This window comes from Thauera phenylacetica B4P, from assembly GCF_000310225.1.
In the GTDB taxonomy this organism is placed as follows: domain Bacteria; phylum Pseudomonadota; class Gammaproteobacteria; order Burkholderiales; family Rhodocyclaceae; genus Thauera; species Thauera phenylacetica.
Genome location: NZ_AMXF01000048.1, coordinates 1 through 23,679 on the forward strand (window position 1 = coordinate 1; position 23,679 = coordinate 23,679).

The 23,679-nt window shown below is 69.4% G+C and carries 27 protein-coding genes; 11 read left to right on the plus strand and 16 right to left on the minus strand.

Going from position 1 to position 23,679, the window contains the following annotated elements; genetic code table 11:
* The 4 genes from C667_RS08590 to fliR form a co-directional block, all read left to right on the plus strand.
* A partial coding sequence (locus tag C667_RS08590) for a flagellar biosynthetic protein FliO (RefSeq protein ID WP_004360995.1) occupies positions 1–252 on the plus strand: 252 nt, incomplete at its 5' end.
* Complete coding sequence (gene fliP / locus C667_RS08595; protein ID WP_004360997.1) at positions 242–1,015, plus strand: flagellar type III secretion system pore protein FliP; 774 nt, start codon at positions 242–244, stop codon at positions 1,013–1,015. The genes C667_RS08590 and fliP, both read left to right, overlap by 11 nt.
* Positions 1,016–1,040: 25 nt before the next feature.
* Entirely contained in the window at positions 1,041–1,310 is a 270-nt protein-coding gene (fliQ, locus tag C667_RS08600; protein WP_004360999.1) for a flagellar biosynthesis protein FliQ, read from the plus strand.
* 21 nt (positions 1,311–1,331) lie between these two features.
* The gene (gene fliR / locus C667_RS08605) at positions 1,332–2,129 is read left to right on the plus strand and encodes a flagellar biosynthetic protein FliR (RefSeq protein ID WP_004361001.1); all 798 of its coding nucleotides are present in this window, start codon (positions 1,332–1,334) and stop codon (positions 2,127–2,129) included.
* Between the two features lie 11 nt (positions 2,130–2,140).
* On the opposite strand, the gene C667_RS08610 is transcribed toward fliR, so the two are convergent.
* The 12 genes from C667_RS08610 to flgB all read right to left on the minus strand — a co-directional run bounded on the left by C667_RS08610 (position 2,141) and on the right by flgB (position 13,225).
* Positions 2,141–2,617: a hypothetical protein gene (locus tag C667_RS08610; protein ID WP_004361003.1), complete on the minus strand. Its 477-nt coding sequence runs from the start codon at positions 2,615–2,617 to the stop codon at positions 2,141–2,143.
* Positions 2,618–2,622: 5 nt separating this feature from the next.
* On the minus strand, positions 2,623–3,531 hold the full coding sequence (flgL, locus tag C667_RS08615) for a flagellar hook-associated protein FlgL (protein ID WP_004361005.1): 909 nt from the start codon (positions 3,529–3,531) through the stop codon (positions 2,623–2,625).
* A 14-nt stretch (positions 3,532–3,545) separates the two neighbouring features.
* Positions 3,546–5,525, minus strand: coding sequence for a flagellar hook-associated protein FlgK (flgK, locus tag C667_RS08620; protein WP_004361007.1), 1,980 nt, complete (start codon positions 5,523–5,525; stop codon positions 3,546–3,548).
* A gap of 81 nt (positions 5,526–5,606) precedes the next feature.
* Complete coding sequence (gene flgJ, locus C667_RS08625) at positions 5,607–6,665, minus strand: flagellar assembly peptidoglycan hydrolase FlgJ (protein WP_004361009.1); 1,059 nt, start codon at positions 6,663–6,665, stop codon at positions 5,607–5,609.
* A 10-nt stretch (positions 6,666–6,675) separates the two neighbouring features.
* Positions 6,676–7,800, minus strand: coding sequence for a flagellar basal body P-ring protein FlgI (locus tag C667_RS08630; protein ID WP_004361012.1), 1,125 nt, complete (start codon positions 7,798–7,800; stop codon positions 6,676–6,678).
* A gap of 10 nt (positions 7,801–7,810) precedes the next feature.
* Positions 7,811–8,488, minus strand: coding sequence for a flagellar basal body L-ring protein FlgH (locus C667_RS08635; protein ID WP_004361014.1), 678 nt, complete (start codon positions 8,486–8,488; stop codon positions 7,811–7,813).
* An 8-nt stretch (positions 8,489–8,496) separates the two neighbouring features.
* On the minus strand, positions 8,497–9,279 hold the full coding sequence (flgG, locus tag C667_RS08640) for a flagellar basal-body rod protein FlgG (protein ID WP_004361016.1): 783 nt from the start codon (positions 9,277–9,279) through the stop codon (positions 8,497–8,499).
* 247 nt (positions 9,280–9,526) lie between these two features.
* Entirely contained in the window at positions 9,527–10,267 is a 741-nt protein-coding gene (gene flgF, locus C667_RS08645; protein WP_004361018.1) for a flagellar basal-body rod protein FlgF, read from the minus strand.
* A gap of 29 nt (positions 10,268–10,296) precedes the next feature.
* Positions 10,297–11,661, minus strand: a complete 1,365-nt coding sequence (flgE, locus tag C667_RS08650; RefSeq protein ID WP_004361020.1) for a flagellar hook protein FlgE — start codon at positions 11,659–11,661, stop codon at positions 10,297–10,299.
* Positions 11,662–11,676: 15 nt separating this feature from the next.
* Positions 11,677–12,354 carry a flagellar hook assembly protein FlgD gene (locus C667_RS08655; RefSeq protein ID WP_004361023.1) on the minus strand — a complete coding sequence of 226 codons (678 nt, stop codon included), beginning with the start codon at positions 12,352–12,354 and terminating at the stop codon, positions 11,677–11,679.
* A 50-nt stretch (positions 12,355–12,404) separates the two neighbouring features.
* Positions 12,405–12,809 carry a flagellar basal body rod protein FlgC gene (gene flgC / locus C667_RS08660; RefSeq protein ID WP_004361025.1) on the minus strand — a complete coding sequence of 135 codons (405 nt, stop codon included), beginning with the start codon at positions 12,807–12,809 and terminating at the stop codon, positions 12,405–12,407.
* A gap of 11 nt (positions 12,810–12,820) precedes the next feature.
* Complete coding sequence (gene flgB / locus C667_RS08665) at positions 12,821–13,225, minus strand: flagellar basal body rod protein FlgB (RefSeq protein ID WP_004361027.1); 405 nt, start codon at positions 13,223–13,225, stop codon at positions 12,821–12,823.
* Positions 13,226–13,421: 196 nt separating this feature from the next.
* Between flgB and flgA the strand changes: the two genes are divergently transcribed.
* From flgA to parC, 7 genes are all read left to right on the plus strand, one after another.
* The gene (gene flgA / locus C667_RS08670) at positions 13,422–14,150 is read left to right on the plus strand and encodes a flagellar basal body P-ring formation chaperone FlgA (RefSeq protein WP_004361028.1); all 729 of its coding nucleotides are present in this window, start codon (positions 13,422–13,424) and stop codon (positions 14,148–14,150) included.
* A 112-nt stretch (positions 14,151–14,262) separates the two neighbouring features.
* The gene (flgM, locus tag C667_RS08675) at positions 14,263–14,562 is read left to right on the plus strand and encodes a flagellar biosynthesis anti-sigma factor FlgM (RefSeq protein ID WP_004361030.1); all 300 of its coding nucleotides are present in this window, start codon (positions 14,263–14,265) and stop codon (positions 14,560–14,562) included.
* A 14-nt stretch (positions 14,563–14,576) separates the two neighbouring features.
* Complete coding sequence (locus C667_RS08680) at positions 14,577–15,068, plus strand: flagella synthesis protein FlgN (protein WP_004361032.1); 492 nt, start codon at positions 14,577–14,579, stop codon at positions 15,066–15,068.
* Between the two features lie 64 nt (positions 15,069–15,132).
* Entirely contained in the window at positions 15,133–17,121 is a 1,989-nt protein-coding gene (locus C667_RS08685; protein WP_004361034.1) for a DNA topoisomerase IV subunit B, read from the plus strand.
* Positions 17,122–17,249: 128 nt separating this feature from the next.
* Positions 17,250–17,480, plus strand: coding sequence for an AbrB/MazE/SpoVT family DNA-binding domain-containing protein (locus tag C667_RS08690; protein WP_004361036.1), 231 nt, complete (start codon positions 17,250–17,252; stop codon positions 17,478–17,480).
* Positions 17,477–17,917, plus strand: coding sequence for a type II toxin-antitoxin system tRNA(fMet)-specific endonuclease VapC (vapC, locus tag C667_RS08695; protein WP_004361038.1), 441 nt, complete (start codon positions 17,477–17,479; stop codon positions 17,915–17,917). The genes C667_RS08690 and vapC overlap by 4 nt, the downstream gene beginning before the upstream one ends.
* Positions 17,914–20,349: a DNA topoisomerase IV subunit A gene (parC, locus tag C667_RS08700; protein ID WP_004361040.1), complete on the plus strand. Its 2,436-nt coding sequence runs from the start codon at positions 17,914–17,916 to the stop codon at positions 20,347–20,349. The genes vapC and parC overlap by 4 nt, the downstream gene beginning before the upstream one ends.
* A 289-nt stretch (positions 20,350–20,638) precedes the next feature.
* Here parC and motD read toward each other — a convergent pair whose 3' ends face one another.
* The 4 genes from motD to C667_RS08720 all read right to left on the minus strand — a co-directional run.
* The gene (motD, locus tag C667_RS08705; protein ID WP_004361042.1) at positions 20,639–21,478 is read right to left on the minus strand and encodes a flagellar motor protein MotD; all 840 of its coding nucleotides are present in this window, start codon (positions 21,476–21,478) and stop codon (positions 20,639–20,641) included.
* Between the two features lie 16 nt (positions 21,479–21,494).
* The gene (locus C667_RS08710) at positions 21,495–22,235 is read right to left on the minus strand and encodes a flagellar motor protein (RefSeq protein WP_004361044.1); all 741 of its coding nucleotides are present in this window, start codon (positions 22,233–22,235) and stop codon (positions 21,495–21,497) included.
* Between the two features lie 30 nt (positions 22,236–22,265).
* Positions 22,266–23,039, minus strand: coding sequence for an RNA polymerase sigma factor FliA (locus C667_RS08715; RefSeq protein WP_004361047.1), 774 nt, complete (start codon positions 23,037–23,039; stop codon positions 22,266–22,268).
* A 124-nt stretch (positions 23,040–23,163) separates the two neighbouring features.
* On the minus strand, positions 23,164–23,679 hold a 516-nt coding region (locus C667_RS08720), incomplete at its 5' end, for a MinD/ParA family ATP-binding protein (RefSeq protein ID WP_004361049.1).

A 23,679-nucleotide genomic window follows, 5' to 3' on the forward strand; every position in this document is an offset into this window, starting at 1 on the left:
GGCGGCGCGGCGGTCAAGGTGCTCGGCGCGGCCGCGGTCGGCCCGCGCGAGCGCGTGGTGCTGGTCGAGATCGGCGAGGACGTGCTGGTGCTGGGCGTGGCGCCGGGCAGCGTGACCCGCCTGCACGAGATGAAGCGCGCCGAGCTGGCGCTCCCGGCCGACCTGCCCGGCCAGCCCCCGCCCGCCGGCAAGAGCTTCGCCACCTGGCTGCACCAGGCCGCGCAGCGCAGGGAGCGGCGCGATGAAGCCTGAGCGCCGCGCCCTGATCCCCCCCGGGGCCTTGCTGCGCCTCGCGCTCGCCTGCGCGCTCGCCGGCCTGCCCCTGCTGGCGACGGCCCAGGCCCTGCCCGCGCTCACCACCAGCCCGGCGGCCGGAGGGGGCACGACCTACAGCCTCACCATCCAGACGCTGATGCTGATGACGCTCCTGAGCTTCATCCCGGCATTGGTGCTGATGACGACCTGCTTCACGCGCATCGTCATCGTGTTCTCGCTGCTGCGCCAGGCCATGGGCACGCAGACGGCGCCGCCCAACCAGGTGCTGCTCGGCCTCGCGCTCTTCCTCACCTTCTTCGTGATGGCCCCGGTCGCCGAGCGCGTCTACACCGAGGCCTACCTGCCGATGTCGGAGGGCCGCATCCAGTTCGACGAGGCGCTCGAGCGCGCCTCGGTGCCGGTCAAGGGCTTCATGCTCGCGCAGGTGCGCGAGCCCGACCTCGCGCTCTTCGCCGGGCTGGCCAAGCTGCCGCCGGTGGAGAAGGCGGAGGACCTGCCGATGCGGGTGGTGATCCCCGCCTTCGTCACCTCCGAGCTCAAGACCGCCTTCCAGATCGGCTTCATCGTCTTCATCCCCTTCATCATTATCGACATGGTCGTGGCCTCGGTGCTGATGTCCATGGGCATGATGATGATGTCGCCGGTGATCGTGTCGCTGCCCTTCAAGATCATGCTGTTCGTGCTGGTCGATGGCTGGACGCTGCTGATCGGCTCGCTGGTGCAGAGCTTCGCGGTGTGACCGCGCCCGCCCGAGGAAAAACGCCATGACCCCTACCACCGTCATCGAGCTCGGCCGCCAGGCCGTCGAGGTCACCCTGTTGGTGTCGGCGCCGCTCTTCCTCGCCGCGCTGGTCACCGGCCTGATCATCAGCATCTTCCAGGCCGCCACCCAGATCAACGAGATGACGCTCTCCTTCGTGCCCAAGCTGGTGGCGATCTTCGTGACCCTGGTGCTGGCCGGGCCGTGGATGATCACCCTGCTCACCGACTTCATCCGCCGGCTGTTCGAGTCGATCCCGGCGATGATCGGCTGAGCCTGCACAGCCTCCCGCGCCATGCTCTCCGTCACCGCCGCGCAGCTCGACGCCTGGCTGGCCGCGCTGATGTTCCCGCTCGGGCGCCTGCTCGGGCTGTTCGCCTCGGCGCCGGTGTTCTCCAACCGCGGCGTGTCGGTGCGCATCCGCCTGGCGATCGGGCTGAGCGTGGCGATGGCGGTGCTGCCGGTGCTGCCGCCGATGCCGCAGGTGCCGCCCGGCGGCGGGCTCGGCCTGGCGATCTTCGCGCAGCAGATCCTGATCGGCGTCGCCATCGGCTTCGTGATGCGCCTCGTGTTCGCCGCGGTGGACATGGCGGGCGCGCTGATCGGCATGCAGATGGGCCTGTCGTTCGCGATCTTCTTCGACCCCGACGCGGGCGGGCAGACCGCGGTGCTGTCCGACTTCCTCAACCTGCTCGCGACCCTGATCTTCCTCGCCATCAACGGCCACCTGCTGATGATCGACCTGCTGGTGCGCAGCTTCGAGTGGCTGCCGGTGGCGACCGACGCCGTGGACGCGGGCGGCTGGGCCTTCCTCGCGCGCAGCGGCATCACCGTGTTCGCGGCCGGGCTGCTGCTGTCGCTGCCGGTGATCGCGGTGCTGCTGGTGGCCAACATCGCGCTCGGCGTGCTGACGCGTGCGGCGCCGCAGCTCAACCTCTTCGCGGTGGGCTTTCCGATCACGCTCACCGCGGGCTTCATCGGCGTGCTGCTGATCATGAGCAACTTCGCGCCGGTGCTGCAGAGCCTGTTCGAGCGCAGCTTCGACACCATCGGCCTGCTGCTCGACGCGCTCGCCCCGCGCCCCGCACCCTGACCGGGGCGCGCTCAGAACTCCGGGAAGGTCCGCGAGCGCACCAGGCGGATCTCGCCGCTGGCGAAGCGGCGGGCAAACGGACGGGTGGACTCGATTCCCTCCTCCCAGCTCAGCTCGTCGAAGCCGGCGAAGCCGCCCGCCTGCACGAGCTCGCGCGCGTTGCGCAGGAACACCCGGCGCGCCTCACCGTCGCCGCCGCTGGCGAGTCGCTTCATGTGCAGGTCCATGCGCACGCGGTCCTCGCCGCTGCGGCTGACCTCGATCGACCAGGTCGGCGCGAGCGGGTCGTAGATGCCGTAGGCCACCAACATGCCGGCGAGGTATTCCGGCTCGAGGAAGGACAGCTCGCTCGCCATCCACACCGCGCCCACCGCGCCGGCGATCGGCCCCGGGACCTCGGCGGCGCGGGCGAGCAGGCCGGGGCCCTCGCGCTCGCTGGCGCAGCCGAGGACGGAGCAGGCGACAAGGACGAGGAGCGCGTGGCGCATGGCGGTCAGCTGAGGTAGTTGAACAGCGACAGCCCGGTCGTCTTGAGGAAGGACTGCTGGGCGGCTTCGAGGAAGGTGCGCTGCTGGGTCAGGCGCGAGATCGCCTCGTTGTAGTCGAGGTCCTGCAGGTCGGACAGCGTGGTCTGGTACTGCAGGTCGAGGTCGCTGCCGATGAAGCCGAGCTGCTCGACCTCGACCAGCTGCGAGCCGATCTGCGCGCGCGTGGTGAGCACGCGATCGAGGCTCTCGTCGAGGCCGCCAAGGGCCGTGCTCACGGCACCCGGCACGTCGCTCCCGGTCTCGAGCGCAGTGATGAAATCACCCAGCACCTTGAACACCCCGTCGCCCTCGGACCCGAACGCCACCTCGCCACCGAAGCTGACCGGCATGAAGCGCGAGGACGAGACCTGCATGGTGCGCGAGCCCTGGTCGCCCTTGTATTCGGTGCCGGGCGTACCGGCGAGGTCCGTCTTCTCGAAAGGCGGTGTGTTCGAGCGGTAGCCCGCGAAGAGGTAATCGCCGTTGGCGTCGCGCGTGTTGGCGATCGCCAGCATGGCGTCGAACTGGCTGCGCAGGTCGGTGGCGATCGACTGCCGGTCGGCGGGCGAGAGCGCCGGATTGCCGGCAGCGAGCACCCGGTCGCGCGCGTACTGGATGATCTCGCCGGCGCCGTCGAGCTGGCCCTCGACCAGCTTGAGCGCATCCTCGGCGTAGCCCTGGTTGGTGATGAACTGCTGGTTGACGCTCTTCGACTGGCTGACGTCGAGCGCGCGCGCGGAGCCCACCGGATCATCCGAGGGGGTGAGGATCTTGCGGCCGGTGGCGATCTGCTGGCCGGTGTACAGCAGCGCGGCGGACTGCTTCTGCAGGGCGATGACGCCCTGGTCGTAGATCATGTTGGTCGATACGCGCATGGTGTGCTCCCTCCTCAGCGGGCGATCGCCAGCATCTCGTCGAACAGGCGCTGGGCCACGCCCATCACCTTGGCCGCGGCCTGGTAGCTCTGCTGGAAGCGCACCAGGTTGGCCGCCTCCTCGTCCAGGTTCACCCCCGACACCGCGTCGCGTGAAGCCCTGGCCTGCTGAAGCAGCGAGGTCTGGGTCCGCTCTCCCGCCTGCACCTCGCGCGTCTTGCTGCCGACCTTGGCCACCAGCTGCGCGTAGGCGTTGTTGAGCGTGGCGGTGGGCTGGCCGCCGCTGCCGAACATCAGCTTGTCGGTCTGCAGCGCACCGAGCAGCGCGGCGTTGCGGTTGTCGGCGACGCCGCCCTTGTTGTCGGCGAGCGTGATGACGTCGTTAGCGGCAGGGGTTCCGGAAATCTTGAGCTCGACTTGGAGGCCTCCCGGCCCCTCCAGCGTGAAGGACTTACCCGCGGCACTGGTCGCGGGATCGTAGTCCAGGGTCGCAGGCCAGCTGGCCGCCCCGGGCGCCGTCGTGTCGAGCTCGAAGCGCTTGTCGGCCGCGTCGTAGGTGTAGCGCAGTGCCGGCAGGCCGAGCTCGCTTCCGGACGCCGCACTGCCGCGATCGGCGAGGCCGGATTGCCGGACCTGCAGCGAGCTGCCCTCGCCCGTGGCCAGGCTGGCCAGCACCGGCGCCGCCGCCGCGACCGCACGCGGGTCACGGATCGCCACCTCGATCGCCCCCGCGGTGTAGCGGGTCGGATACACGAAGGCGGACTCGGTCGGCGCACCCGCCGCGGCGGTGAAGATCAGCCCGTGCGCCTTGATCGTGCTCGTGCCTCCCGAGGTCGTGACCTGCATCTGCGCGGCGGGCACCGCGCTCCCGGTGGCGATATCGATGAGCTGGTAGGCCGCCCCGTCGTAGCGCAACGAGTAGTCGCTGCCGGTGAGCGCGGAGACCTGCTGCGGGTCGATCCGCACGCTCACGCCGCTGTCGGGCGGGTCGACCCGCACGCCACCGATCTTGAAGAACTCGCCGCCCAGCCGGCCGTCCAGATCGAGGCCGAGCGCGTGCTGGTTGTTGAATTCGGTCGCCAGCGTGGTCGCCAGCAGGCCGAGGCTGCGCTGCGCCGAGGCCGTGCCCTCGCGGCGCGCGGCCAGCAGGCCACCGAGCGCGCCGCCACCGACCAGGCTCTCGGCCAGCGGCTCCACCACCCCCGAGTTGCCGCGCACCATGATCATCGAGCGCCCGTTCTCGTCGAGCTGCTCGCCCAGCTCGAGCTGCTTGGCGCGGTTGCCCATGACCAGGCTCTGCCCGGAGCCGATGAAGACCGACAGGGTTCCGTCGCGCTGCGCCACCGTGCTCACCTTGACCAGGCGGTTGAGCTCGGCGATCGCCTGATCGCGCTGGTCGAGCAGGTCGTTGGCAGCCGAGCCGGCGCCACCGGCACGCGAGCTGACGATGCGCTGGTTGAGCTCGGCGATCGCGGCGGCGTAGCCGTTGATGCTCTCGAGGGTGCTGCGCATCTCGGTCTCGATGCCCTCCGAGATCTCCGAGATGCGCCCGTCCAGCGTGCGAAAGCGCGCGGACAGGGTCTCTCCGCTGGAGATCAGCGCCTGGCGGGCCGCGACGTTGGTGGGGTTGGAGGTGACGTTCTGCAGCGCGCCGAAGAACTCGTTGAACGCGGGGGTGAGGCCGGTGTCGGCGTCGGCGAGCACGTTGTCGAGCTGGCTTACGAACTGGCTGTAGGCGGCGTACTCGGCACGCCGGCTGTCCGCGCTCAGGACCTGCCCCTCGAGCAGCTGGCTGTAGCTGCGCTCCACGCCGGTGACGCCCGTGCCGGTGCCGAAGAAGGCGCCGCCGCGATACTGCGGGTCGCGCGCTTCCTGGGTGACATTCTGGCGATGAAAGCCCGGCGTCGCCGCGTTGGCGATATTGTGGCTGGTGGTGTTGAGGTAGGCCTGCGAGGCGCTGAGCCCGGTCAGTCCGATATTGAGCAAGGACGACATGATGTTTCCCTGAGGCGCTGGTTCGAGGCTCTAGATGCAAGATCCTTGCCAGCGCTCGATACGCACCTCGACCGCCGGGCCTCAGCCCGCCATTGCCAGCGCGTTGCGCAAGGTGTTGCCGCCGATGATGCGGGCGAGCTTGTCGGCGTACATCGGGTCGGTGGCGTAGCCTGCGTCCTGCAGGCCGCGCGCGAACGCCGCCGCGTCGGTCTGGCCGAGCACGCCGGCGTAGCGCGGGCTGCGCGTCATCAGCTGGGCGTAGTCGCGGAAGGACTCGGCGTACGAGCCGTAGGAACGGAAGCGCGAGGACTCGGTGTAGGCCTGCCCATTGGCGTACTCGATGACATCGCGGGACACGGTGTCGCCCTTCCAGCTCGAGCCGGCCTTGATGTTGAAGAGGTTGTGGCTCGGGCTGCCGTCCTCGTGGCGCAGCTGCTTCTGTCCCCAGCCGGTCTCGAGCGCCGCCTGGGCGACCATGAACTCGGCCGGGATGCCGGTGCGACGGCTGGCTTCCTGTGCGTGCGGCCACACCTCGGTGACGAAGTCCTGCGCGGACCTCGACACCGCGCCGCCGGCATCGCGCGCGCTGCGCACCGCGGCGTCGAGCCGGGTCTGCAGCGCGGCGCGCTCGTAGACCGACAGCGCGGAGAACTCGCCTGCCGTCGCGGCGGCGCCCAGCGCCGGCACGCGCGCCTCGGCCGGCAGGGCGGCCTTTCCTGCGGCGGCAAGGCTTTCCGCGGCATGCGCGAGCACGGCAGGAATTGCCGGGCGGCGACGCACGTCGGCAAGGTCGAAGCCGTTCTTGCCGGCCTCGCCTGCCGCCTCGGGCGAGGCCGCGGCCTTGCCGCCGAGCTGGCGGTAGAGCATCTCGGACAGCCCGGTGCCGCCCGACTGCGACATCTCGAGCGCCATCTGCTGATCGAGCATGCCCTGCCAGCTGCGCGTCTGCTCGCTGTCCATCATGCCGTTCTGCCCGGTGGTCGCGCGCATCGACTTCATGACCATCTGCAGGAACAAGCCCTCGAACTGCTTCGCGGCCGCACGCAGGGCGGCGTCCGAGCCGCCCTCGCTGCGCGCCAGGCGCTTGAGGTCACCGAGCGAGTTGGGGTCGAGCGCGTTGAGCTGGAAGCCCTTGTTCATGGCCGCTTCCTCAGATGACCTCGAGCTCGGCGCGCAGCGCGCCGGCCGCCTTCATGGCCTGCAGGATGCTGACCAGGTCCATCGGCTTGGCGCCCAGGGTGTTGAGCGCCTTGACCACGTCGGCGAGGTTGGCGCCGCCGCGCACGTTGAAGAGCGCGCCGCCCTCCTGGACGATGTCGACCTGGCCGCGCTGGGTGACCACCGTCTGCCCGCCCGAGAGCGGCGGCGGCTGGCTGACCTGGGCTTCGTTACTGACCGTGACCGTGAGGTTGCCGTGGGCGACCGCGCAGTCCTGCAGCATCACGCGCTGGTTCATGACCACCGAGCCGGTGCGCGAGTTGACGATCACCTTGGCGGCCTGCTGCACCGGCGTGACCTCGAGGTTCTCGATGTGGCCGAGGAAGGCGACGCGCGCGCTGGAGTCGGTCGGCGCGCGCACCTGGATGCTGCGCCCGTCGAGCGCGCTCGCCGCGCCCGGATAGACCAGGTTGATCGCATCGACCACCCGGCGCGCGGTGCCGAAGTCGGAGTCGTTGAGCTCGAACAGCACCGCGTCGCCCTGGCCGAGCGCGGTCGGCACCGCACGCTCGACGGTGGCACCGCCGGGGATGCGGCCGGCCGACAGGTGGTTGATGACCTGCGAGGCGCCACCACCTTGCGCGCCGGCGCCGCCCACCACCATGTTGCCCTGGGCGATCGCATAGACCTGGCCGTCGGCGCCCTTGAGCGGCGTCATCACCAGGGTGCCGCCGCGCAGGCTCTTGGCGTTGCCGATCGAGGACACGGTGACGTCGATCGGCTGCCCGGGACGGGCGAAGGCCGGCAGCTTGGCCGTGACCATCACCGCGGCCACGTTCTTGAGCTGCAGGTTGGTGCCGGGCGGGAGCGTCACGCCGAGGTTGCCGAGCATGTTGACGATGCTCTGCACGGTGAAGGGGGTCTGCGTGGTCTGGTCGCCGGAACCGTCCAGGCCCACCACCAGGCCGTAGCCGACGAGCTGGTTGTCGCGCACGCCAGCCACCGAGGCGAGGTCCTTGATGCGCTCGGCGGCGGCCGTCGCCTGCGCCGGGTAGAAGATCAGCACGGCGAGGAAGGCGACCGCGGCGCGCAGGAGCAGGGAGGCGAGGCAAGACATGGCGCGGCCCTCAGAACGGCATGATCGCCACGAAGAAGCGCTGCAGCCAGCCCATGGTGTTGGACTCGTCGATGAAGCCGCTGCCGCGGTACTCGATGCGCGCATCCGCCACCTGGGTCGATTGCACGGTGTTGGCGGTGGTCACGTTGTTGGGATTGATCACGCCCGAGAAGCGGATGAACTCGTTGCCCTGGTTGATCGCCACCATCTTCTCGCCCGACACCAGCAGGTTGCCGTTCGGGTACACGTCGATCACGGTGACGGTGATCGTGCCGTTGAAGGCGTTGTTGGCCGCCGCCGCGCCCTTGCCGTTGAAGTCGGACTCGGCCTCGGCATCGAGCTCGAGGCCGTTCAGGCCCTTCAAGGGCAGGCGGTTGATCGGCCCGATGGCGGCGCTCATGTTGCCGTTGCGGGTGGCGTTGGCGTTGGCGCTCTTCTGCGCGGTGTTGCGCTCGACCAGGTTGATCGTGATCGTGTCGCCGATGCGGCGGGCACGCCGGTCCTCGAACAAGGGCCGCGCCTGCACCGTCTGGTAGATCGCGCCATTGGCGGCCGGCGCGGTCGCCATGGCCTCGGGGCGCACGCTCATGGGCTGGTGCACCGCGGAGGGCGGCGTGGCCTGGATGGCCGCACAGCCCTGGAGAACGGCGAGCACGGCGGCGGCTAGCGAGGGGATGGCGAACTTCATCGGGCGCCTCACAGCTGGGTCAGGCGACCGAGCATCTGGTCGGAGGTCGAGATCGCGCGCGAGTTGAGCTCGTACGCACGCTGGGTCACGATCATGCTCACCAGCTCCTCGGCGACGTTGACGTTGGAGACCTCGACATAGCCCTGGTTGAGCACGCCCGAGCCGTTGGTGCCCGGCTGCGTGGGCGTGGCGACACCGCTCGAGGCGGTCTCGTAGAACAGGTTCTCGCCCGCGGCCTGCAGCCCGCCCGGGTTGACGAAGGTGGCGAGCTGCACGGCGCCGATCTCCACCGGCGCGGCCTGGCCGGCCTGCAGCACGCTCACCGTGCCGTCCTTGCCGATCGTCACCGAGACCGCGTCGGCGGGGATGTTGATGTTGTCGGCGAGCGTGTAGCCGCTGGCGGTGACGACGTTGCCCTGGCTGTCGAGCTGGAAGGCGCCGTCGCGGGTGTAGGCGGTGGTGCCGTCGGGCATGGCGACCTGGAAGAAGCCGTTGCCCTGCACCGCCACGTCGAGCGAGCCGCCGGTCTGCTGCAGCGTGCCCTGGGTGAAGATGCGCTCGGTAGCCACCGGCTTGACGCCAGTGCCGATCTGCAGGCCGCTGGAGATCTGCGTCTGCTGGGTCGACTGCGCGCCGGGCTGGCGGAGGGTCTGGTAGAGCAGGTCCTCGAAGATCGCGCGCTGGCGCTTGAAGCCGTTGGTGGAGACGTTGGCCAGGTTGTTGGAAATCACGTCCAGCGAAGTTTGCTGGGCATCCAGCCCGGTACGGGCGGTCCACAGGGAGCGGATCACGATGGGTTCCTTTGCCTTGCGTTGCCGGGGCGGCAGGATTTGCCGTGCGGGGTCCGGAGATGGACCCGTAATTGCCGCCGCGTTGCCGCTTTTTCGATGGGATCAGTCTAGGCCGCGGGCGTCACCGGCCATGCCGAGATAAGCAACGCAAAAACCGTGCTAATCCGGAAGGCAGCGTGCAGGAAGCGGCTGTGGGCACGACACGGCCCGCCCGACGCATCGCGACCGCTCACCAAGCGGGTTCCGATCAGCCCTGGCCGCCCAGCACGCGTGCGGCGGCGCGGTCGTTCTGCTCTGCGGTCGACAGCATGCGGGTCTGCATCTCGAACTGGCGGGCGAGCGAGATCATCTGCACCATCTGGTCGACCACGTTGACGTTGCTGCCCTCGAGATAGCCGCCCGCCACGCGCACATTGGGGTCGGCCGGCGCGGCCGCCCCGCCCTGCAGGCGGAAGAGGCCGTCGTCGCCGCGCACCAGCCCGGCCTCGGGCGGATTCACCAGCTTGAGCTGCGCGACCACGTTGACCACGCCCGGCTGGTCGGGCTGCGAGGCCGACACCGTGCCGTCGGCACCGATGGTGATCTCGTTGTCGGGCGGGATGCTCACCGGCCCGCCGTCACCGAGCACCGGCCTGCCGTCGCGCGTCTGCAGGACGCCGTTGGCGCTCACCGCGAGGCTGCCGTTGCGGGTGTAGGCTTCGCTGCCGTCGGCCATCTGCACCGCCAGCCAGCCCTTGCCGGCGAGCGCAACGTCGAAGGGCCGGCCGGTGAACTGCAGCGGCCCCTCGGTGAGGTCGTTGGCGACGCTGGCGTCGACCGTGAAGGCGCGCGTGTGCAGCGCCTCGGTCTGCACCTCGACGGCGCGCAGCTTGTGCAGCTCGGCGCGGAAGCCCGTGGAATTGACGTTGGCGAGGTTGTGCGCGACCGCCGCCTGCTGGTCCATGGTGCCCTTGGCGCCGGTCATCGCGGTGTAGATCAGGCGGTCCATCGCTGGCCTCTCGTGTCAGTGCTTTACGCTTAGCGCAGGTTCACCAGGGTCTGCAGGATCTGGTCCTGCGCCTTGATCGATTGCGCGTTGGCCTGGTAGTTGCGCTGCTGGATGATCATCTGCACCAGCTCCTGGGTGAGCTCGACGTTGGCGTCCTCGACCATGCCGGAGGAGATCACCCCCGCCACGCCCTCGCCCGGCTTGATCGGGGCGGTCAGGCCGGAGTCCAGGGTGGCTTCCCAGTAGTTGTTGCCGATCGAACTCAGCGCGTTCGGATTGCGGAAGGTCTGCACCGCCAGCTGCGCGAGCGAGACCGTCTCGCCGTTGGTGTAGCGGCCGATGATGACACCGTCGCGGCCGACCGACACCCCGGCGAGTTCGCCGCCGGTGAAGCCGTTCTGCGTCAGCTCGGTCACCAGGTAGGGGCCACCGATCTGGCGCATGTTGGAGAAGTCGATGCTGAAGGTCATCGGCGACGCGTCCGGCGTCCATTCGTCGTCCACCTTGAACGGATTCACCGCATCCGGCCCCAGGATCTCATCCTCGAGCAGCAAGCCCTTATCGTTGAATCGCAGCGTCCAAACGTAGTCGTTTTGCCCCGCGGTGTTGGCGCGCGGCTTCCTGCCGTCGAAGCTGGTATGGACTTGCCAGGTGTTGGACTCGATCGTCTGATTCCCCGGCGTGACCGGATCGGAGTCGACCTTCGCCTCGAGCTTCTCGAAGTAGAAGGTCATCTCGTGCGACTTGCCCAGGCTGTCGAAGACCTCGATCGAGGTGGCGAAGTTATAGGTGCGGGCGTCACGCCAGTTGTCCCCGTCGAGCGGGAAGCGCTTGTCATCGTCACCGGCGAAGGCCGCCGGATACATCTCGTAGGGGCTGCGCGAGTTCGCGTCCAGGTTGCCGCCGATCGTGATCTTGTCGGTGGTCTGCGGCAGCGAGCCGATGATCGGGACCTGCAGCTCCTTGAGGCCGCCCACCGGGCTGGGCAGCTGGCCGGCTGAGGCCAGGCTCTGGAAGCCCATCAGCTTCTCACCGGTGGGGGTGATGATGTAGCCGTTGCGGTCGAGCTCGAACTGGCCGTTGCGGGTATAGACCGGCGGGCCGTCGGTCCGGCCCACGATGAAGAAGCCGTCGCCGTTCACCGCCAGGTCGAGCGGGTTGTTGGTGGTGGTGAGGTTGCCCTGGGTGAAGCCCTGGCGCACCGCCCCGACCGTGCTGCCGGCGCCCACCTGCTTGCCCGTGACCGAGCCGGTCAGCGAGGCCGCGTAGACGTCGGCGAAGATCGCCGAGCCGGCCTTGAAGCCCACCGTGTTGGTGTTGGCGACGTTGTTCGAGATGATGTCCAGGGCCTTGGAGGAAACGTTGAGGCCGCTCAACCCTTGCTGGAAAGACATGATCGGGGCTCCGGATCAGAGGATCTGCTTGATGTCGTCGTATTTGAAGATGCCGAGCGAGCCGACCTGGAAGTCGGTGCCCGCCGCACCGCGGATCACGCTGGTGACCGGGCCGAACTCGAGCGTGCGGCCGGTGACCTTCTCGCCCTCGGCGAGCGCGGTCAGCTCGACCGTGTAGGCGCCATCGGCGGCGCGCGTGCCGTCCTTGGCGCTGCCGTCCCAGATGAAGTTCTGGCTGCCCGCCTTGACGTCGGCGAGCTGGATCTGCTTGACCTCGAGGCCGGCCGCGTCCTTGATCGACAGCACCACGCTGTCGGCCGCGGCGTCGAGCTCGAAGCCGCCCACCGCGCCCGACTCGGTCAGGGTCAGCTTCCTGCCTTCGACCAGCACGCCACGCCCGACCAGCGCCGCGGCCTGCATCGAGTCGTAGGCGCTCTGGCCATCGACGAAGCTCTGGAACATCTTGTTGAGGCGCTCGATGCCGTCGACCGTGCTCATCTGCGCGAGCTGCGAGGTGACCTCGGCGTTCTCCATCGGGTTGAGCGGATCCTGGTTCTTGAGCTGGGTGGTGAGCAGGGTGAGGAAGCGCGAGTTCATGTCGCCGGAGGCGCTCGCCTCCTTGGCATCGGTGCGCGTGTTGATCTTGGCGAGCACGCTCGCCGCGATGTCCTGGTTGTTCGTTACGCTGCTCATTCCTCTCTCCTGCTTTCGGCGTCTGTCGCGTCACGGCGCCCGCGGGATGCTTACTGGCCGATCTGCAAGGTACGCTGAAGCAAGGTTCGTGCCGTACTCATCACCTCGGCGTTGTTCTGGTAGGAACGCGAGGCGGAGATCATGTTCACCATCTCCTCGACCACGTTGACGTTGGGCATCTCGACGTAGCCGTCGGGGTTGGCGGCGGGGTTGTTGGGCTCGTACACGAGGCGCAGGGGCGCGGCGCTCTCGACCACCTGGGTCACCTGCACGCCGACCGCCGCCGGGCCGGCGACCGGACGCGCGGCGAACACCACCTGCTTGGCGCGGTAGGGCTGGCCGTCCTCCGAGGTGACGCTGTCGGCGTTGGCGAGGTTGGAAGCAGTGGCATTGAGGCGCAGCGACTGCGCGTTGAGCGCCGAGCCGGCGATCTGGAAGACGTTGAGCATGCTCATGGCGAATCTCCTTACTGGCCGGTGATCGCGCTGTTCATCGAGCGCAGCATGCCGTTGATGAAGGTCACGCTGGCCTCGTAGTGCAAGGCGTTTTCGGCGAAGGCGGCGCGCTCGACGTCCATGTTCACGGTGTTGCCATCCACCGCGGACTGCAGCTCGCCGCGGTAGCCGGCGAGGCTCTCGAGCGAGGGCGCGGGTGCGCTGGCGATGTGGCCCGCCTGCGTGGTCGCCATCTGCACGCCCTCGCGAGCGGTGGCGAGCGCGCCCTGCAGCGCGGCGCGGAAATCCACGTCGCGCGCCTTGTAGTGTGGCGTGTCGGCGTTGGCGATATTCGAGGCGATCAGCTGCTGGCGATGCGCCTGCAGGTTCAGTGCGGTCTGGTGGAACTGGATCTGCCGGTCGAAAAGGGTCTTCATCGCTGTGCTCCCGGGACGGTGCGCCCGGACGTTCCGGACGCAGTTTCCATGCCAGCGATGGTAGGCGCGGGCGGGCAAGACCCTGGCGCCGATAAGGGGGGCAAAGCCCGGCCAATTTCGCCGCCGGCCGGCGGCAAGGATTGCCGGCGGGCGCTGCCGGTTGCCAGGCCTGCGGGGGTCGTGGTGCAATCGGGCCATGACGATTTCCCTCCTCCGCCGCCGGGCGGCACGAGTCTCGCGCGGCCTGTCGGCGGCGCTGTGCGCGGCCCTCGCGCTGCTCCCCATCCCCGCTGCGAACGCCCAGCAGCGCGAAGGCGCGATCGAGGTGCGCGTGCGCGAGTTCCTGCAACGCGAGGTCGCCGGCCTGCCCGGCGAGGTGTCGATCGAGCTCTCGCCGCTCGACCCCAACAGCCAGCTGCCCGCCTGCGCGGCGCTCGAGCCCTTCCTGCCCGCGGGCACGCGCGCCTGGGGGCGGTTCAGCGTGGGCGTGCGCTGCGACTCGCCGGTGACCTGGACCGCCTACCTGCAGGCCCGCGTCGCCGTGGTCGCCGACTACCTGGTCGCCGCCCGCCCGCTGCGCGCCGGCCAGGTGCTCGGCCCGGCCGACCTCGGCCAGCGCCGCGGCGACCTCACCGCGCTGTCCGACAATCTCCTCACCGACCCTACCCAGGCGACGGGTCACCACACGCGCATCGCAGTCGCCGCCGGCAGCCCCCTGCGCGGCGACATGCTGCGCGTGCCCCACGCGGTGCGCCAGGGCCAGACCGTGCGCGTGCTCGGCGTGGGCGCGGGCTTCCGGGTGGCGAGCGAGGGGCGCGCGATGAACAACGCCGCCCCGGGCGAGCGGGTGCGGGTGCGCCTGGCCGATGGCCAGGTCGTCACCGGGACCGCGCAGGCGGGCGGCTCGGTGGAGCTGGCGTTCTGAGACCCGTGCGTGCCGAAGCGCCAGGCGTGAAAAGTTTCATGCTTTAATCGCTCAAGTTTCACGCGAACGCGCCGAAGAGAACGTCAGAGCCACTCTGTATGGGAACTGCGCCATGAAAATCGAAAGCTCGGGCAAGGCGATTGCCCCCTCCACCGCGGCGGAGGCCCGTCCGCGCAGCCCCGCGAACCCGGGCACCACCGTCTCCGCCGGCACCGAGAAGGTACAGCTCTCGTCGCTGTCGTCCAGCCTGGCCAAGGCCGAGGCGAGCATCGCCCAGGCCCCGGTCGTCGACACCCAGCGTGTCGAGGAGATCAAGCAGGCGATCGCCAAGGGCGAATTCAAGATCGATGCCGGACGCATCGCCGACGGTCTCATCGACAGCGTGCGCGAGATGCTCGCCGGCCAGCGCTGACCGCCTCGACGCGCATGAACCGTCCTGCCGCTCCACCCTCCTCCGCCGAGCGCCAGCGCCTCGCGCTGCTGATCGAGGCGGAAGCGATCCAGCTCGGCGAGTTCGTCGAGCTGCTCGCGCGCGAGGAGGCGCTGCTCATCGCCGGCGACGTGGATGCGCTGGTCGCGCTCTGCCAGGACAAGAACGAACGCTACCGCCGCCTGCAGCGGCTCTCCGACGACCGCAGCCTGCTGCTCGTCCGCTTCGGCCAGCCGGTCACCGACGCCGTGATCCGCTCCTGGCTCGACGGCCTGCCGCGCGTGCTGGCGCGCTGGGACGAGGTCCTCGGGCTGGCCCGCGCCGCGCGCGAGCGCAACGCCCTCAACGGCAAGCTCATCACCGAGCGCATGGCGCACAACCAGGCCGCGCTCAGCCTGCTGCTCTCGGCGGCCGACCAGCCGCCGCTCTACGATGCCGAAGGCAACACCCGCGCCATCGGCGGCGGGCGCATGCTCGGCAGCGCCTGAACATACATACAGCCCTTCGCTCTGCTATCCTTGCGCCCTTCGCAAGTTCGAACGGGCAGTCAGCATGGCCGGCACGCAAGCCACTCCAAAGCAGTACGACGAATCCTCCTTCCGCGTCCTCAAGGGGCTGGAGCCGGTGCGCGAGCGCCCCGGCATGTACACCCGCACCGACAGCCCGGCGCACATCATCCAGGAGGTGATCGACAACGCCGCCGACGAGGCGCTCGGCGGCTTTGCAAAGAAGATCCACGTCACCCTGCACCTCGACGGCTCGGTCACCATTGCCGACGACGGCCGCGGCATCCCGGTCGGCCTGCACCCCGACGAAGGCGTGCCGGTGGTGGTGCTGGCCTTCACCCGCCTCCACGCCGGCGGCAAGTTCGACAAGCGCGAGGGCAACTCGGCCTATGCGTTCTCGGGCGGCCTGCACGGCGTCGGCGTGTCGGTGACCAACGCGCTGTCGACCCGCATCGAAGTGGAAGTGAAGCGCGACGGCAAGATCCACCGCATCGACTTCGCCGACGGCGGCGAGACGATCAGCCCGGTGCGCGTCGAGGGCGACTGTGGCCGCCAGACCGGCACCCGGGTGCGGGTGTGGCCGGACGGCAAGTACTTCGAGTCGCCGCGCGTGCCGATGAACGAGCTCGAGCGCCTGCTGCGCTCGAAGGCGGTGCTGCTGTCGGGCGTGGCGGTGCGGCTCGACATCGAGCAGGCCAGCGGCCCGGCGTTGACCAAGACCTGGTCCTACCCCGAGGGCCTGGCCGGCTACCTGAAGGAACTCGCCGGCGACGTCGAGGCGGTGGCGCCGATCTTCACTGCCGACAAGTACGCCGGCAAGGACGACCCCACCTTCGCCCCCGGCGAGGGCGCGGCCTGGGCGCTGGCCTGGTTCGAGTCGGCCGTGCCGAGCGAGTCCTACGTCAACCTCATCCCCACGGTGAACGGCGGTACCCACGAGTCCGGCCTGCGCGCCGGCGTGTTCGAGGCGATGAAGTCCTTCATCGACCACCACACCCTGCTGCCGCGCGGCGTCAAGCTGCAGCAGGAGGACGTGTGCGGGCGCATGAGCTTCGTGCTGTCGGCACGCCTGCTCGACCCGCAGTTCCAGGGCCAGGTGAAGGAGAAGCTCAACTCGCGCGAGGCGGTCAAGCTGGTGTCCAGCCAGCTGCGCGACCCCTTCGAGATCTGGCTCAACAACCACGTCGAGGCGGGCCGCGCGATCGCCGAGCTGTCGATCAAGCAGGCGCTCGCACGCCAGAAGAGCGCGCAGAAGGTCGAGAAGAAAAAGACCTCGGGCGTGGCCGTCCTGCCGGGCAAACTGTCGGACTGCGAGTCCGAGGACCTCGCCGACAACGAGCTCTTCCTGGTCGAGGGCGACTCCGCCGGCGGCTCGGCCAAGATGGCGCGCAACAAGGAGACCCAGGCCATCCTGCCCTTGCGCGGCAAGGTGCAGAACGCCTGGGAGATCGACCCCGACCGTCTCCTCGCCAACGCCGAGATCCACGACATTGCAGTCGCGCTCGGCGTGGATGCCCACACCGCGGACAGCACGGTCGACCTCTCCGGCCTGCGCTACGGCAAGGTCGTCATCATGTCCGACGCCGACGTGGACGGCGCGCACATCCAGACGCTGCTGCTGACGCTGTTCTTCCGCCACTTCCCCAAGCTCATCGAGCGCGGCCACGTGTATGTGGCGCAGCCGCCGCTGTACCGCGTCGATGTGCCCGCCCAAGGCAAGAAGCGCCCGCCGCGCCGCCTCTACGCGCTCGACGAGGGCGAGCTCGCGGCGATCCGCGACCGCCTCGCCAAGGAAGGCTTCAAGCCCGAGGCCATCGAGATCGGCCGCTTCAAGGGCCTGGGTGAGATGAACCCCGACCAGCTGCGCGAGACCACCATGGACCCCGCCACCCGCCGCGTGCTGCCGGTCAAGGTGCGCCCGGGCGCCATCGATGCAACGCTGAAGATGTTCACCCTGCTGATGGGCAAGGGCGAGGCCTCGGGGCGGCGGGCGTGGATGGAGGAGAACGGCGACAGCGTGGAGGCGGATATTTGAGCAAGGGCGCATCTGGATGGTCGCTTCCGTCGCCGGGATCGCGGTCATCGAGGCGCGCACAATATCTACCGAAGGTATATACTTCTAGGCAATATATACCATCGATAGCGTTTAGTCGGAGGCTCGCCATGGATACCGCAAAGCTCTTCACCAACGGCCGTAGCCAGGCGGTACGCCTGCCCAAGGAATTCCGCTTCGACGGCGACGAGGTCATGATCAAGCGCGTGGGCGACGCAGTCGTGTTGCTGCCGCGGCATGGCTGGCGGACCTTGTTCGATGCGCTCGATCAGTTCGAGCCCGGGTTCCAGCTCGTGCGCGATCAGCCTGCCCAGCAGGAACGCGAGGCGATCGCGCCATGAAGTACATGCTGGATACCAACATCTGCATCTACCTCATCAACCATCGTCCCGCCCATGTGCGCCGCCGCTTCGAGGCACACCCGGTGGGCGACATCGGCATCTCTGTCATCACTGCCTGCGAACTTGCCTACGGCGTGTCGAAGAGCAACTCGGCACGCAATCGCGCAGCACTCGAAACCTTCCTGCTGCCGCTGGAGATCGCAGCCTTCGACGACACGGCGGTGTGGCGCTACGCCACACTGCGCGCCGAACTCGAACGCAGCGGCCTGCCGATCGGTGCGCTCGACACGCAAATCGCTGCCCACGCGCTCGCGCTCGGCTGCACGCTGGTTACCAACAACACGCGCGAGTTCGCCCGCATCGGCGGCCTGGCGCTCGAGAACTGGGCCGAACCGCTCCTTCATGAGCCCTTGGCACCTTACCTTTCCACGACATGAGCACTGACACTCCCGATCTCTTCGAAGCGTCCGAGGTGCCCGCAACTGCGGCGCCGAGCCATTCCGCGCCGGCACAGGCAGATGAGGGCAACGCGCTGGCGACGGCCACCGGTGCCGACCTGCCCCCGCCCCCCGCCCCGCCCGCCTCCCCCGAGCCCGAGCCCGAGCCCGAGGACGACGGCACCCTCGCGCTGGACCGCTATGCCGAGCGCGCCTACCTCGCCTACGCGATGAGCGTGGTGAAGTCGCGCGCGCTGCCGCAGGTCGAGGACGGCCTGAAGCCCGTGCAGCGCCGCATCCTGTTCGCGATGAACGAGATGCGGCTGTCGTCCACCTCCAAGCACGTGAAGTCGGCGCGCGTGGTCGGCGACGTGATCGGCAAGTACCACCCGCACGGCGACACCTCGGTGTATGACGCGATGGTGCGGGTGGCGCAGGACTTCTCGCTGCGCTATCCCCTGGTCGACGGCCAGGGCAACTTCGGCTCGCGCGACGGCGACTCGGCGGCGGCGATGCGCTACACCGAGTGCCGCCTCACCCCGATCGCCGAGCTGCTCCTGTCCGAGATCGACCGCGGCACGGTGGACTTCATCCCCAACTACGACGGCGCCTTCGAGGAGCCGCAGCTGCTGCCCGCGCGCCTGCCCTTCGTGCTGTTGAACGGCGCCTCGGGCATCGCGGTGGGCATGGCGACCGAGATCCCGCCGCACAACCTGCGCGAGGTGGCCGAAGCCACCTGCCACCTGATCCGCCACCCCGAGGCCACGCTCGAGGACGTGCTCGGCATCATCCCCGGGCCGGACTTCCCCGGCGGCGGCCAGCTCATCTCCACCCCCGAGACCATCCGCGACGCCTACGCCTCGGGCCGCGGCAGCCTGCGCCTGCGCGCGCGCTGGAAGATCGAGGAGCTCGCCCGCGGCCAGTGGCGCGCGATCGTCGAGGAGCTGCCGCACGGCGTCTCCGCCGCGCAGGTGCTGTCCGAGATCGAGACCCTGACCAACCCGCAGCCGCGCGCGGGCAAGAAGGAGGTCTCGCAGGAGCAGAAGAACCTCAAGCAGCTCGTGCTCGGCGTCCTCGACACGGTGCGCGACGAGTCCAGCGACAAGGCGCCGGTGCGCATCGTGCTCGAGCCCAAGTCCAGCCGCCAGAATCGCGACGAGTTCATGGCGGTGCTGCTCGCCCACACCAGCCTGGAGACCTCGGCCTCGGTCAACATGACCATGATCGGGCGCGATGGCCGCCCGCAGCAGAAGAACCTGGTGCAGATCCTGCGCGAGTGGATCGACTTCCGTTTTGTTACCGTCGAGCGCCGCACGAAGCATCGCCTGGACGAGGTCGACCGCCGCATCCACATCCTCGAAGGCCGCATGATCGCCTTCCTGCACATCGAGGAAGTGATCCGCGTGATCCGCGAATCGGACGAGCCCAAGCCGGCGCTGATCGCGGCTTTCGGGCTCTCCGACATCCAGGCCGAGGACATCCTCGAGATCCGCCTGCGCCAGCTCGCCCGCCTGGAAGGCTTCAAGATCGAGAAGGAGCTCGCCGAACTGAAGGACGAGCGCGCCGGCCTGCAGCATCTCCTCGACAGCCGCACGGCGATGACCAAGCTGATCCTCAAGGAAATCCAGGACGACGCGAAGAAGTACGGCGACGACCGCCGCACGCTGGTCGAAGCCGTCGCCGCGGTCGCGCCGGCGGAGATCTCGGTGCCCGACGAGCCCGTCACCGTCATCGTGTCGAAGAACGGCTGGGTGCGCTCGCGCCAGGGCCATGGCATCGACCCCGCCGGCATCACCTACAAGGCCGGTGACTTCGGCTTCGCGGTGATCGAGACGCGCACGACGTGGCCGCTGATCGTCGTCGACAGCAACGGCCGCGCTTACACCGTGAAGGTCTCCGACCTGCCGGGCGGGCGCGGCGACGGTGCGCCGATCACCACCCTGGTCGAGTTCCAGGACGGCGGCAAGCTCGCGCAGGTCGTGACCGACACGCCGGACTCGGTGTATTTCTTCGCCAACAGCGGCGGCTACGGCTTCCTGTGCAGCGTCGCGGACGCCACCAGCCGCCAGCGCGCCGGCAAGGCCTTCATGAGCCTGGAGAAGGGCGAGAAGGTGCTGGCGCCGGCCAAGGTCTTCGGCGACTGGATCGCTGCGGCATCCGAGAACGGCCGCCTCCTCGTCTTCCCCCGTCCCGAGATGAAGACCCAGAGCGGCGGCCGCGGCGTGATCGTGATGGCGCTCGACGAGGGCGAGGCGCTCGCCGCGGTGGCGGTGCCGGCCGACGACGCGGTGCTCGCCGTGGAAGGTATCGGCCGCGGCGGCAAGGCCGTGACGATCGAGCTCAAGCCTTCGCAGCGCGAACCCCTGCGCCACCGCCGCGCGCGCAAGGGCGTGCCGCTGACGCCGAAGGTGAAGCCGGAGAGGATGCGCTGAAGCCTGCACCTCATTCGCGGCTGCCGCCGCTCCTACAAGAGGCCGGACCCGCGGTGGTTCCTGTAGGAGCGCCGGCAGGCGCGAATGCGGCGTGTCGAACCGCGAGATCGCCCGTCGCCACCCCACCGCCCATTCGCGGCGGCCGCCGCTCCTACACGGGACGGAACCGCGACGGTTTCTGTAGGAGCGCCGGCAGGCGCGAATGGGCGGGCGATGGAAGCCTGCACGCGCGTCCTTCGATCGACCGCCCATACGCGGCGGCCGCCGCTCCTACAAGAAAAACGGCGGGTTAGCCCTGCAGATCTTCCGGCAGGATGGAGCGGATGGGGTCGTCGGGCGGGATCGTCGTCGGACCGGCGCCGCCTTCCGGGTCGGCCATGCGCGACTCGATCAGGATGGTGACGCGGCGGTTGCGCCCGCGCCCTTCCTCGTCCGCGTTGTCCGCGACCGGGCGCTGGTCGGCGTAGCCGGCGGCGGTCAGGCGCGGGGGTGCTACGCCGTTGTCGATGAAGAGCCGCGCTACGGTGGAGGCGCGCACGGCAGAGAGCTCCCAGTTGGACGGGAAGCGGAAGGTGCTGATCGGCACGTTGTCGGTGTGGCCCTCGACCGTGATCGGGAACTCGGCCGGCGCCAGCACCTGCGCCACCGCCTGCAGCGCCGACACCGCGTTGGTGCCGAGCGCGGCCTCGCCCGGCGCGAAGAGCAGGCTGGCGTTGATCTCGACGCTGACCCCGAAGGCGCCCTCGGTGACATTGACCTGGCCCGACCCCGTGAGCGGCGAGAGCACGCGGCGGATCTCGTCGGCCATGCTGCGCATGCGCTGCGCGGCCTGCTGGCGGCGCTGCTCCACCGCCGGATCCACCGCTGGCGGCGCCGGACGGGTGATCGGCTGCGAGGGCACGATGCTGACCTTGGGCAGCACGATCTGCTCGCCGCTGTCGTTGACATTGACGTTGCGGAAGGCCTGCACGAGCGAGTCGGAGAGCACCCGGTACTTGCCCTCGTTGACCGAGGACAGCGAGTACATCACCACGAAGAAGGCGAACAGCAGCGTGATGAAGTCGGCGTAGGACACCAGCCAGCGTTCGTGGTTATCGTGTTCCTCGTCGAGCTTGCGCCTGCGCCGCATGGTCGGTCTCCGGCGCTCAGGCCACGTAGCCCTGCATGCGGCTGGCGATGATGCGCGGGTTGTCGCCATTGGCGATCCCCACCAGGCCATCGACGAACATCTCGCGCTGGGTGGTCAGGGTGACGATGTGCGCGCCAAGCTTCTTGGCGATCGGCAGGAACACCAGGTTGGCGAAGCCGACGCCGTAGATGGTGGCGACGAAGGCGACCGCAATGCCGGCGCCCAGCCGCGAGGGGTCGGAGAGGTTCTCCATCACGTGGATCAGGCCCATCACCGCGCCCAGGATGCCGATCGTCGGCGCATAGCCGCCGGCGGCTTCCCAGATGCGCGCCGACATCTTCATCTGGTTCTCCCACACGCCGATCTCGACCTCGAGCACCTCGCGCAGGCGGTTGGGCTCGATGCCGTCGACCAGCAGCTGCAGGCCCTTGCGCATGAAGGGGTCGGGCAGCGCCTCGATCTGGTTCTCCAGGCTCAGCAGGCCTTCCTTGCGCGCGGCCTGGCCCCAGCTCGCGACCTGCTCGATGAGGGTGTCGAAGGCGGGTGCCGGCGGCACGAAGACCCAGCGCGCCATGCGCATGCCCTGCAGGAAGATGCGCAGCGGGCTCTGCAGCATCACCGCGCCGAGCGTGCCGCCGATCACGATCATGAAGGCGGTGGGCTGGAACAGCGAGGACAGGTGGCCGCCCTCGAGCACCTGGCCGACGAGAATGGCGGCGATTCCGAGGCTGAGGCCGACTAGGCTGATCTTGTCCATGGCATCCGGGGGCGGCGCGAGCGGCCCCGATCAGCGGCCCGCGGCCGCGTTCTTGGGTGGGCGTCCGCGCCGGCGCGCCACGGGCATCGCCGCGCCGCCCTCGAAGACGCAGGCGCGCAGGCGGGCCACCGCCTGGCTGTGCAGCTGGCACACGCGCGACTCGGTGACGCCGAGCACGGCGCCGATCTCGCGCAGGTTGAGCTCCTCGTCGTAGTACAGGGCCATCACCAGCTGCTCGCGCTCGGGCAGGTGCTCGATCGCCCCGACCAGGCGGCGGCGCAGGTCGGTGTCCTCGAGCAGGGTGAGCGGGTCGTTGCCCTCCTGGGCGAGATGGCGGTCGAGGTAGTCGTCGTCTTCCTCGCGGTTGAAGTCCTCGAGATAGACGAGCTGGTGCCCGCGCGCGTCCTGCAGCATGCGCTGGTAGTCCTCGAGCGGCAGGTCGAGCGCGGCGGCGAGCTCGGTCTCGGAGGGCGGGCGGCCGTTCTGCTGCTCCAGGCTGTGGATGGCGGCCTCGATGCGGCGCATGTCGCGGCGCAGGCTGCGCGGCAGCCAGTCGTTCTCGCGCAGGCCGTCGAGCATGGCGCCGCGGATGCGCTGCACGGCGTAGGTCTCGAACTGCGCGCCCAGGCCCTGCTCGTAGCGGCCGAGGGCGTCGAGCAGGCCCATCATGCCGTTCTGGATCAGGTCGTCCACATCCACGCTGGCCGGCAGGCGCGACATCAGCTGGTAGGCGATGCGCTTGACCAGCGGGGCGTAGTTTTCGACGAGACCACCCTTGTCGAGCTTACCGTGTGCGTCGTACATGCATCGGGCCTGTGGGTTCTGGCAGCGGACAGGGCCGTCGGACCCTGCCCGCGTGGATAGGAATTGCGCATTTTCCCGTAGCATCGCCGGCTTTACCAGCGGGATATGTCACGCCGGCGGCGCATCAGGCACGCATGACGCCGGCACGCGCTGGCGAAGTCACGCGCCGCAGGAAGGCCGCGCCCGCCTCGCGGGCCGAAGTCTGCAGCGGCTGCTGCAGGCCGCCGGCGATGTCGTCGCGCTCGAGCTCGCCCACCCAGGCGAGCGGCACGCCGACGTGGCGGCGCACGAGCGCCTCGAGGCTGCGGAAGAAGGCGACGGCGTCGCTGCGTCCGTGCGCGCGGCACACCGCGACATGCACCGAACCGGCCCCGGCGGCGGCCAGGCCCTTGATGGTCTGGTAGGCGTCGGTGGCGCCGCTCGCGCTCGCCTCGGCCACCACCAGGCGGCGCGGCGCGGCGAGCACGAAGGGCGAAGGCTCTGCAGCCTGCTCGCCGCTCGCGTGCACCAGCACGAAGCCGGCGTGGCGGTGCAGGATGCGCAGCGCCTCGATCAGGCAGGCGCGGCGCGCATCGTCGAGGAGCGGCAGCGCGAGCGCCGCCGCCGCCGCGGGCACGCGGCCAACCAGGCCCGGCACGGG

Bases quoted from the DNA above. Each gene is read 5' to 3' on its own strand.
- flgA (WP_004361028.1), top strand. From the start codon at position 13,422: ATGACGATTTCCCTCCTCCGCCGCCGGGCGGCACGAGTCTCGCGCGGC.
- vapC (WP_004361038.1), top strand. From the start codon at position 17,477: ATGAAGTACATGCTGGATACCAACATCTGCATCTACCTCATCAACCAT.
- C667_RS08610 (WP_004361003.1), bottom strand. From the start codon at position 2,617: ATGCGCCACGCGCTCCTCGTCCTTGTCGCCTGCTCCGTCCTCGGCTGC.
- flgB (WP_004361027.1), bottom strand. From the start codon at position 13,225: ATGAAGACCCTTTTCGACCGGCAGATCCAGTTCCACCAGACCGCACTG.
- C667_RS08635 (WP_004361014.1), bottom strand. From the start codon at position 8,488: ATGAAGTTCGCCATCCCCTCGCTAGCCGCCGCCGTGCTCGCCGTTCTC.
- C667_RS08710 (WP_004361044.1), bottom strand. From the start codon at position 22,235: ATGGACAAGATCAGCCTAGTCGGCCTCAGCCTCGGAATCGCCGCCATT.
- flgK (WP_004361007.1), bottom strand. From the start codon at position 5,525: ATGTCGTCCTTGCTCAATATCGGACTGACCGGGCTCAGCGCCTCGCAG.
- flgM (WP_004361030.1), top strand. From the start codon at position 14,263: ATGAAAATCGAAAGCTCGGGCAAGGCGATTGCCCCCTCCACCGCGGCG.
- flgF (WP_004361018.1), bottom strand. From the start codon at position 10,267: ATGGACCGCCTGATCTACACCGCGATGACCGGCGCCAAGGGCACCATG.
- flgE (WP_004361020.1), bottom strand. From the start codon at position 11,661: ATGTCTTTCCAGCAAGGGTTGAGCGGCCTCAACGTTTCCTCCAAGGCC.
- C667_RS08680 (WP_004361032.1), top strand. From the start codon at position 14,577: ATGAACCGTCCTGCCGCTCCACCCTCCTCCGCCGAGCGCCAGCGCCTC.
- flgL (WP_004361005.1), bottom strand. From the start codon at position 3,531: ATGCGCGTATCGACCAACATGATCTACGACCAGGGCGTCATCGCCCTG.
- flgC (WP_004361025.1), bottom strand. From the start codon at position 12,809: ATGAGCATGCTCAACGTCTTCCAGATCGCCGGCTCGGCGCTCAACGCG.
- C667_RS08655 (WP_004361023.1), bottom strand. From the start codon at position 12,354: ATGAGCAGCGTAACGAACAACCAGGACATCGCGGCGAGCGTGCTCGCC.
- fliR (WP_004361001.1), top strand. From the start codon at position 1,332: ATGCTCTCCGTCACCGCCGCGCAGCTCGACGCCTGGCTGGCCGCGCTG.
- C667_RS08685 (WP_004361034.1), top strand. From the start codon at position 15,133: ATGGCCGGCACGCAAGCCACTCCAAAGCAGTACGACGAATCCTCCTTC.
- parC (WP_004361040.1), top strand. From the start codon at position 17,914: ATGAGCACTGACACTCCCGATCTCTTCGAAGCGTCCGAGGTGCCCGCA.
- C667_RS08715 (WP_004361047.1), bottom strand. From the start codon at position 23,039: ATGTACGACGCACACGGTAAGCTCGACAAGGGTGGTCTCGTCGAAAAC.
- flgJ (WP_004361009.1), bottom strand. From the start codon at position 6,665: ATGAACAAGGGCTTCCAGCTCAACGCGCTCGACCCCAACTCGCTCGGT.
- C667_RS08630 (WP_004361012.1), bottom strand. From the start codon at position 7,800: ATGTCTTGCCTCGCCTCCCTGCTCCTGCGCGCCGCGGTCGCCTTCCTC.
- motD (WP_004361042.1), bottom strand. From the start codon at position 21,478: ATGCGGCGCAGGCGCAAGCTCGACGAGGAACACGATAACCACGAACGC.
- fliQ (WP_004360999.1), top strand. From the start codon at position 1,041: ATGACCCCTACCACCGTCATCGAGCTCGGCCGCCAGGCCGTCGAGGTC.
- C667_RS08690 (WP_004361036.1), top strand. From the start codon at position 17,250: ATGGATACCGCAAAGCTCTTCACCAACGGCCGTAGCCAGGCGGTACGC.
- fliP (WP_004360997.1), top strand. From the start codon at position 242: ATGAAGCCTGAGCGCCGCGCCCTGATCCCCCCCGGGGCCTTGCTGCGC.